This is a genomic window from Streptomyces sp. NPDC048417 (genome assembly GCF_040651615.1).
Taxonomy (GTDB): Bacteria; Actinomycetota; Actinomycetes; order Streptomycetales; family Streptomycetaceae; genus Streptomyces.
Genome location: NZ_JBEZKI010000060.1, coordinates 21,478 through 29,612 on the forward strand (window position 1 = coordinate 21,478; position 8,135 = coordinate 29,612).

Consider the following 8,135-nt stretch of genomic DNA (forward strand, 5'->3'; position numbering starts at 1 on the left):
CGTGACTTCAGGTCGACAGCGAAATCGATTCGGTCACGAAGAAGTTCAGTGGGCACAGTATATCCGGGCGGGAGCGGAATTGTCAAACACCGAATTTCCGGACGATGAATTGCGGCACGAGCAGGAATTCGTCGACGGACTGTACGCACGGGTGGACGCGTTGCGCGGCGACACCGAGGACTCGGTCGCGGACGCCCTCGCCCTCGGCGACAAGCCGATGCAGGCCCGACTGGAGCGGGACATCCTGGTCGCCGAGCGGTCCGGGCTGCTCGCCGCGCTGAACGCCGTGGACGGCTCCCTGTGCTTCGGCCGGATCGACCTGGTCTCCGGCACGAAGCACCACATCGGCCGGATCGGACTGCGCCTGAACGACGCCGAGCGCACCCCGCTCCTCATCGACTGGCGCGCCGCGGTCGCCCGCCCCTTCTACCTGGCCACCGGCCACACCCCGATGGGCCTGCGCCGCCGCCGGCACATCGCCACCGACGGCCGCAGGGTCGCCTCCCTGCACGACGAGATCCTCGACCTGGGCGACCAGGAGCGCACCGGCCACGAGGACCCGTCCGGCGACGCGGTGCTGCTCGCCGCCCTCAACTCGGCCCGTACCGGCCGGATGAGCGACATCGTGCAGACCATCCAGGCCGAGCAGGACGAGATCATCCGGGCCCCGCACCGCGGGGTCCTGGTCGTCGAGGGCGGCCCCGGGACGGGCAAGACCGCGGTCGCGCTGCACCGGGCGGCCTATCTCCTCTACGAACACCGGGAACTGCTCGCCAAGCGGGCCGTGCTCATCGTCGGCCCCAACCCCGCCTTCCTCGGTTACATCGGCGAGGTGCTGCCCTCGCTCGGCGAGACCGGTGTGCTGCTGGCGACGGTCGGTGAGCTCTACCCCGGGGTGAAGGCCACGGCGGCCGACACCCCGGAGGCGGCCGCCGTGAAGGGCCGCGCCGACATGGCCGACGTGCTCGCCGCCGCCGTACGCGACCGGCAGGCGCTGCCCGACCCGGTGCTCACCATCGAGCACGACCGCGAGGTGCTGATGCTCGACGACGGCCTGGTCAACATGGCCCGCGAGCGCACCCGTGCCGCCGGGCTCCCGCACAACGTGGCCCGTGAGCACTTCGAGGGCCACATTCTCAACACCCTCACCGAGCTGTACGCCGAGCGGGTCGGCACCGACCCCTTCGACGGCAGCAGCCTGCTGGACGCCTCCGACATCACCCAGATCCGCGACGAACTCGCCGAGAACCCCGAGGTCTGGTCCGCCGTCGACCAGCTGTGGCCGCGGCTGACCCCGCAGCGGCTGGTCGCCGACTTCCTCGCCGCCCCCGAGGGGTATCTCGGCGCCGCGGACGCGGCCGCGGTGCGCCGCCCGGTCACCCGGTCCTGGACGGTCTCGGACGTCCCCCTCCTCGACGAGGCGGCGGAGCTGCTGGGCTTCGACGAGCGCGTCGCCCGGGCCCGTGCCGAACGCGAGCGCGAGACCCAGATCGCCTACGCGCAGGGCGTCCTCGACGTCTCCTACGCCTCCCGGACCTACGAGTTCGACGACAAGGAGGACAGTGATCCCGAGGCCTCGGAGGTCCTGTCCGCGCACGACATCATCGACGCCGAACGCTTCGCCGAGCGCCACGAGGAGGAGGACTTCCGCAGCGCGGCCGAGCGGGCCGCCGCCGACCGCACCTGGGCCTTCGGGCACATCATCGTCGACGAGGCGCAGGAGCTGTCGCCGATGGCCTGGCGGCTGCTGATGCGGCGCAGCCCGACCCGCTCCATGACCCTGGTCGGCGACCCGGCCCAGACCGCGGAGGCGGCGGGCGTGGGCTCCTGGTCGAAGATCCTCGAACCGTATGTCGAGGACCGCTGGGACCACACCCGGCTCGGCGTCAACTACCGCACCCCGTCCGAGATCATGGACCTCGCAGCGGCCGTGGTCCGCGCCGAGGACCCGGACTTCGAGCCCCCGAGCTCGGTCCGCTCGACGGGCGTACGACCGTGGATCCGGCAGGCCTACGACGACCTCCCCGGCGCCGTGGAGAAGGCGGTGGCCGAACTCACCCCCGCCGAGGGCCGCCTGGCGGTGATCGCCCCACGCGACCTGCACCGTGCCCTCGCCGGGCGCCTGGCCGGCGTCACGGCCGGCGCCGAACCCGACCTGACCCAGAGCGTCGTCCTCCTCGACCCGCGCCAGGCCAAGGGCCTGGAGTTCGACTCGGTCCTGGTGGTCGAACCGGGCCGCTACGGCACCAGCGACCTGTACGTGGCCCTGACCCGCGCGACCCAGCGACTGGGCGTACTGCACACCGGCCCGCTGCCGGACGGGCTCAGGCAGGCCGCAGCCACACCGTAGCCAGCGGAGGCAGGGTCAGGCGGATGCTCGTGGGGCGGCCATGGCTGCCCTGCGGCTCCGGCTTGACCGGGTCGGGGTTGATGACACCGCTGCCGCCGTACTGGGCCGCGTCCGTGTTGAGGGTCTCGTGCCAGGCGGGGATCTCGTCCGGGACGCCCAGGCGGTAGTCGGAGCGGACCACGGGGGCGAGGTTGGAGACCGCGAGCAGCGGGGTGCCCTCGGCGTCGTACCTCAGGAACGCGAAGACGTTGTCCTCGGCCGCGTCGCCCGCGATCCACTGGAAGCCGGCGACGGAGGTGTCCCGCTGCCAGAGGGCCGGGGTGGCGCGGTAGACGGTGTTGAGGTCGCGGACCAGGTCGCGGACGCCCCGGTGGTCGGCCTCGGCGCCGTAGGCCGGGTCGAGCAGCCACCAGTCCGGGCCGTGGGCCTCGGACCACTCCGCGCCCTGGGCGAACTCCTGCCCCATGAAGAGGAGTTGTTTGCCGGGATGGGCCCACATGAAGCCCAGGTAGGCGCGGAGGTTGGCGCGCTGCTGCCACCAGTCGCCGGGCATCTTGGAGACCAGCGAGCGTTTGCCGTGCACGACCTCGTCGTGGGAGATGGGCAGCACGTAGTTCTCGCTGTACGCGTAGACCATCGAGAAGGTCATCTCGTGGTGGTGGTACCTGCGGTGGACCGGCTCGTGGGACATGTACTCCAGAGAGTCGTGCATCCAGCCCATGTTCCACTTCAGGCCGAACCCGAGCCCCCCGGTGTCGGTGGGGCGGGTCACGCCCTCCCAGGCCGTCGACTCCTCGGCGATCGTCACCACGCCCGGCACCCGCCGGTAGACCGTCGCGTTCATCTCTTGGAGGAACACCACCGCGTCCAGGTTCTCCCGGCCGCCGTGCTCGTTCGGTGTCCACTGGCCCGGCTCGCGCGAGTAGTCCAGGTAGAGCATGGAGGCGACCGCGTCCACCCGGAGCCCGTCTATGTGGAACTCCTCGCACCAGTACAGCGCGTTCGCCACCAGGAAGTTGCGCACCTCCCGGCGCCCGAAGTCGAACTCCAGGGTGCCCCAGTCGGGGTGGGCGGCCCGGAGCGGGTCCGAGTGCTCGTACAGCGGCCGCCCGTCGAATTCCGCCAGCGCCCAGTCGTCCCGTGGGAAGTGCGCCGGCACCCAGTCCATCAGCACCCCGATGCCGGCCCGGTGCAGCGCGTCGACCAGGTACTTGAAGTCGTCGGGGGTACCGAGGCGGGCCGTCGGCGCGTAGAAGCCGGTGACCTGGTAGCCCCAGGAGCCGCCGAAGGGGTGCTCGGCGACAGGCATCAGCTCGACATGCGTGAAGCCCAGGTCGCCGACGTAGCGCGGCAGTTGCTCGGCCAGTTCGCGGTAGGTCAGGCCGGGGCGCCAGGACGGCAGGTGCACCTCGTAGACCGAGAAGGGGGCTTCGTGAACCGGGGTGTCGGCCCGGTGGGTCATCCACTCCTCGTCGGTCCACTCGTGGCGGGACGCGTGGACGATCGACGACGTGCTGGGCGGGACCTCGGTACGCCGGGCCAGCGGGTCGGCGCGCAGGGTGCGGGAGCCGTCCGGGCGGGTGATGTCGAACTTGTACAGCTCGCCCGCGCCGATGCCCGGCACGAACAGCTCCCAGATCCCGGAGGAGCCGAGCGAGCGCATCGGATACCCGGTGCCGTCCCAGAAGTTGAAACCCCCGGCCAGCCGCACGCCCCGCGCGTTCGGCGCCCACACCGAGAAACGGGTGCCGGACACGCCCTGGTGGGTCATGGGGTGCGCGCCCAGCGCCTCCCACAGCCGCTCGTGCCGGCCCTCGCCGAGCAGATGCAGGTCCAGATCGCCCAGGGTGGGCAGGAAGCGGTACGCGTCCTCGGACTCCTGGACCGTCCCGTCGTACTCCACCAGCAGCCGGTAGACCGGCGCGTCGGAGAGGGGGAGCAGGACGGAGAAGAAGCCGTCGCCGTCGTCGTGCAGTCCGGTCCGCAGATCCCGGCCGGCGACCACCGTCACCGCGCGGGCGTACGGACGGAACACCCGCACGGCGACCCCGCCGTCCGGGACCGGATGCGCGCCGAGGACGGAGTGCGGGTCGTGGTGCGTGCCGTGCAGCAGCCGATCACGGTCGTCGGCGGCTACGGATACGGACTTCTTGGAGGTCACGGACGCGTCTCCCGGGGATGTCAGGTCGAGTCGGAGGTAGCGAGGCGGTGGACGGCAGACAGGGGCACGGGCAGCCAGTCGGGGCGGTGCCGGGCCTCGTAGACGACCTCGTAGACGGCCTTGTCGGTCTCGTAGGCCCGCAGCAGCACGGGGTCGGTGCGGGGGTCGACGCCGGTGATCTCGGCGTACCCGGAGCAGTAGGCCGCCCGGCACAACCGCGCCCAGGCGCGGGCCGACGGGGTCACCGAGTGGGCCGCGTAGTCGAAGGAGCGCAGCATGCCGGCGATGTCGCGCACCGGCGGCTGCGGCATCCGGCGTTCGGCCAGCGGGCGGGCCGGCTCGCCCTCGAAGTCGATCAGGGACCACTCCCCGGACGGCGAGCGCAGGCACTGCCCCAGGTGCAGATCGCCGTGCACCCGCTGGGCGGTCCAGGTGCGGCCCTCGGCGGCCAGGCCGGCCAGCGCCTCGTAGGCCGAGCGCAGCCCGTCCTCGTACGGCCGCAGCGCCGGCACCGCCTGGGCGGCCGCCGCCAGCCGCTCGGTCATGCCCGCGACCATCGTCTCCAGCTGGCCGTGCCCGAGGGTGACGGTCGGCAGCGCCCGGGCCAGCGCCGTGTGCACCTCGGCGGTGGCCCGCCCCAGCGCCCGCGCGTCCGCCGCGAAGTCCTCGCTCTTGGCCAGCTCGCGCAGGGCCAGCTCCCAGCCGTCGGTCGCGCCGCGTACGAAGGGCTGCAGGACGGCGAGGACGTACGACTCCCCGGCCAGTTCCGCCCGCAGCCATGCCGTCGGGGCGGGCACCCGGGCGCAGCCCTCGCGGGCCAGGGCCAGGGGTATCTCCAGGTCGGGGTTGACGCCGGGCACGACGCGCCGCAGGAGCTTCAGGATGAACGTATCTCCGTAGACGACCGAGGAGTTGGACTGCTCGGCGGTCAGGAGCCGGGCCACCAGCCCGTCGCGTATCTCCGGACCGGGGTCGCGTTCGAAGAACAGCCCGCCGATGCGGGCCCGGGTGCGCAGGGCCTCCAGGAGCACCTCGGCGGGCCGGGGATCGTACAGGGCGTCGTACACCGTGTGTCCGGCCAGCGGGCCGTCGGTCACGTGGCCGATCAGCGCGGGCGCCAGCCGGGGCGGCAGCGCCTCGCGCACGCCTATGAGGAGCTGGTAGCAGTCGCCGGCGTCGGCGGGGGCGGGCGGCTGTTCGGCGCGGACCAGCAGATGGTGCAGGCCCAGCCTGCTGTCCGACGGCAGGAGTTCGGTCTCGGCCACCGTGGCGAAGCCGGTGACCGGACTGCCCTTGCCCGCGAACCAGCGCTGCCGGGGCAGCCAGTCGCGCAGGAGGGGATCGAGCGAGGCGAGGAGAGGGGGCGTGGAGGGGGTGACCGTTTCCGCCATGGCGGGTACGTCCTTTCCCCGGTCGTCGGGGGCGTTAGTGATGCGTGCCCCGGGCGGGCCGGAGGAAACCGCCGCCGCCCGGGGTGGACTATGCCGACCTCGTCCGGCCGGTCACGCGGTCTCCGCGCGCAGGCGGAACCAGTAGAAGCCGTGCCCCGCCAGGGTCAGCAGGTACGGCAGCTCGCCGACGGCCGGGAACCGCACCCCGCCGAACAGTTCCACCGGATGCCGGCCGTTGAAGCGCCGCAGGTCCAGTTCGGTGGGCTGGGCGAACCGGGAGAAGTTGTGCACGCACAGGACCAGGTCGTCCTCGTATTCGCGCAGGAAGGCGATCACCGCCGGGTTCGACGACTGGAGTTCGGTATAGGTCCCCAGTCCGAAGGCAGGATTCTGCTTGCGGATCTCGATCATCCGGCGCGTCCAGTGCAGCAGCGAGGACGGCGAGGACATCGAGGCCTCGACGTTGGTGACCTGGTAGCCGTAGACCGGGTCCATGATGGCCGGCAGGTACAGGCGCCCCGGGTCGCACGAGGAGAAGCCGGCGTTGCGGTCGGGGGTCCACTGCATGGGGGTGCGGACGGCGTCGCGGTCGCCGAGCCAGATGTTGTCGCCCATGCCGATCTCGTCGCCGTAGTAGAGGATCGGCGAGCCGGGCAGGGAGAGCAGCAGGGCGGTGAACAGCTCGATCTGGTTGCGGTCGTTGTCGAGGAGCGTGGCCAGCCGCCTGCGGATGCCGATGTTGGCGCGCATCCGCGGGTCCTTCGCGTACTCGGCCCACATGTAGTCGCGTTCCTCGTCGGTGACCATTTCGAGGGTCAGCTCGTCGTGGTTGCGCAGGAAGATGCCCCACTGGCAGCCGGAGGGGATGGCGGGGGTCTTGGCGAGGATTTCCGAGACGGGGTAGCGGGATTCCCGGCGCACCGCCATGAAGATGCGGGGCATGACGGGGAAGTGGAACGCCATGTGGCACTCGTCGCCACCGCTGCGGTAGTCGCCGAAGTAGTCGACGACGTCCTCCGGCCACTGGTTCGCCTCCGCCAGCAGCACGGTGTCCGGGTACTGGGTGTCGATCTCCTTGCGTACCCGCTTCAGGAAGTCGTGGGTGGCGGGCAGGTTCTCGCAGTTGGTGCCCTCGCGCTGGTACAGATACGGCACCGCGTCCAGCCGGAAGCCGTCGATGCCCAGGTCCAGCCAGAACTTCAGCGCGGAGAGGATCTCCTCCTGGACGGCCGGGTTCTCGTAGTTGAGGTCCGGCTGGTGGGAGAAGAAGCGGTGCCAGAAGTACTGCTTGCGGACCGGGTCGTAGGTCCAGTTGGACGCCTCGGTGTCGACGAAGATGATCCGCGCGTCCTGGTACTGCTTGTCGTCGTCCGCCCAGACGTAGTAGTCGCCGTACGGCCCGTCGGGGTCCTTGCGCGACTCCTGGAACCACGGGTGCTGGTCGCTGGTGTGGTTCATGACGAAGTCGATGATCACGCGCATGCCGCGCTGGTGGGCGGCGTCCACGAAGTCCACGAAGTCGGCGAGGTCACCGAACTCGGGGAGTACGGCGGTGTAGTCGGAGACGTCGTAACCGCCGTCCCGCAGCGGGGACTTGAAGAAGGGCGGCAGCCAGAGGCAGTCGACACCGAGCCACTGCAGGTAGTCGAGCTTCGCGGTCAGACCCTTGAGGTCGCCGATGCCGTCACCGTTGCTGTCCTGGAAGGAACGGACGAGGACCTCGTAGAAGACGGCGCGTTTGAACCAGTCGGGATCGCGGTCCTTGGCCGGCGTGTCCTCGAAGGTGTCCTGGACGGGTTCGTTGACGATCATGTTGTGGGTGACCCTCCGATCCGCGGGGACGGTCGCAGAACCGTGAAGATATGCGCGGGTCGTCGACCCGGTTCCAGGCGCACATAGTTGGCCCTGCCCCAGTTGAAGGTTTCACCGGTGAGCTCGTCGCGCACCGGCACCGACTCGTGCCAGTTCAGGCCGAGTTGCGGCATGTCCAACGAGACCGTGGCCTCCTGGGTGTGGTGGGGGTCGAGGTTGGCGACCACCAGAACCGTGTTCGATCCGCTCCGCTTGCTGTAGACGATCACCGCTTCCCGGTCGGCGTGGTGGAAGTGGAGATCGCGCAACTGCCGCAGGGCCGGACTCCTGCGCCGGACGGTGTTGAGGCGGGTGATGAGAGGCGCGATGCCCTCGGTGTCGGCGCGGGTCCAGTCGCGGGGTTTGAGCTGGTACTTCTCGG

Annotated in this window: 4 protein-coding genes and 1 pseudogene; 1 reads left to right on the plus strand and 4 read right to left on the minus strand. The window is 70.8% G+C overall.

All coding sequences use genetic code 11. The annotated features are described in order from the left end of the window. The first annotated feature begins 61 nt into the window (after positions 1–61). Positions 62–2,350: a UvrD-helicase domain-containing protein gene (locus tag AB0D59_RS49440; RefSeq protein ID WP_362579253.1), complete on the plus strand. Its 2,289-nt coding sequence runs from the start codon at positions 62–64 to the stop codon at positions 2,348–2,350. Here the strand turns inward: AB0D59_RS49440 and glgB are convergent. From glgB to AB0D59_RS49460, 4 genes and pseudogenes are all read right to left on the minus strand, one after another. Continuing rightward, entirely contained in the window at positions 2,325–4,511 is a 2,187-nt protein-coding gene (gene glgB, locus AB0D59_RS49445) for a 1,4-alpha-glucan branching enzyme (RefSeq protein WP_362579241.1), read from the minus strand. The genes AB0D59_RS49440 and glgB overlap by 26 nt on opposite strands. A gap of 20 nt (positions 4,512–4,531) precedes the next feature. Further along, positions 4,532–5,902, minus strand: a complete 1,371-nt coding sequence (locus AB0D59_RS49450; protein WP_362579244.1) for a maltokinase — start codon at positions 5,900–5,902, stop codon at positions 4,532–4,534. Positions 5,903–6,013: 111 nt separating this feature from the next. After that, positions 6,014–7,714, minus strand: a complete 1,701-nt coding sequence (gene treS / locus AB0D59_RS49455) for a maltose alpha-D-glucosyltransferase (RefSeq protein WP_362579247.1) — start codon at positions 7,712–7,714, stop codon at positions 6,014–6,016. Next, positions 7,711–8,135, minus strand: a pseudogene (locus tag AB0D59_RS49460) (alpha-1,4-glucan--maltose-1-phosphate maltosyltransferase); the annotation flags it as partial. The pseudogene AB0D59_RS49460 and the gene treS, both read right to left, overlap by 4 nt.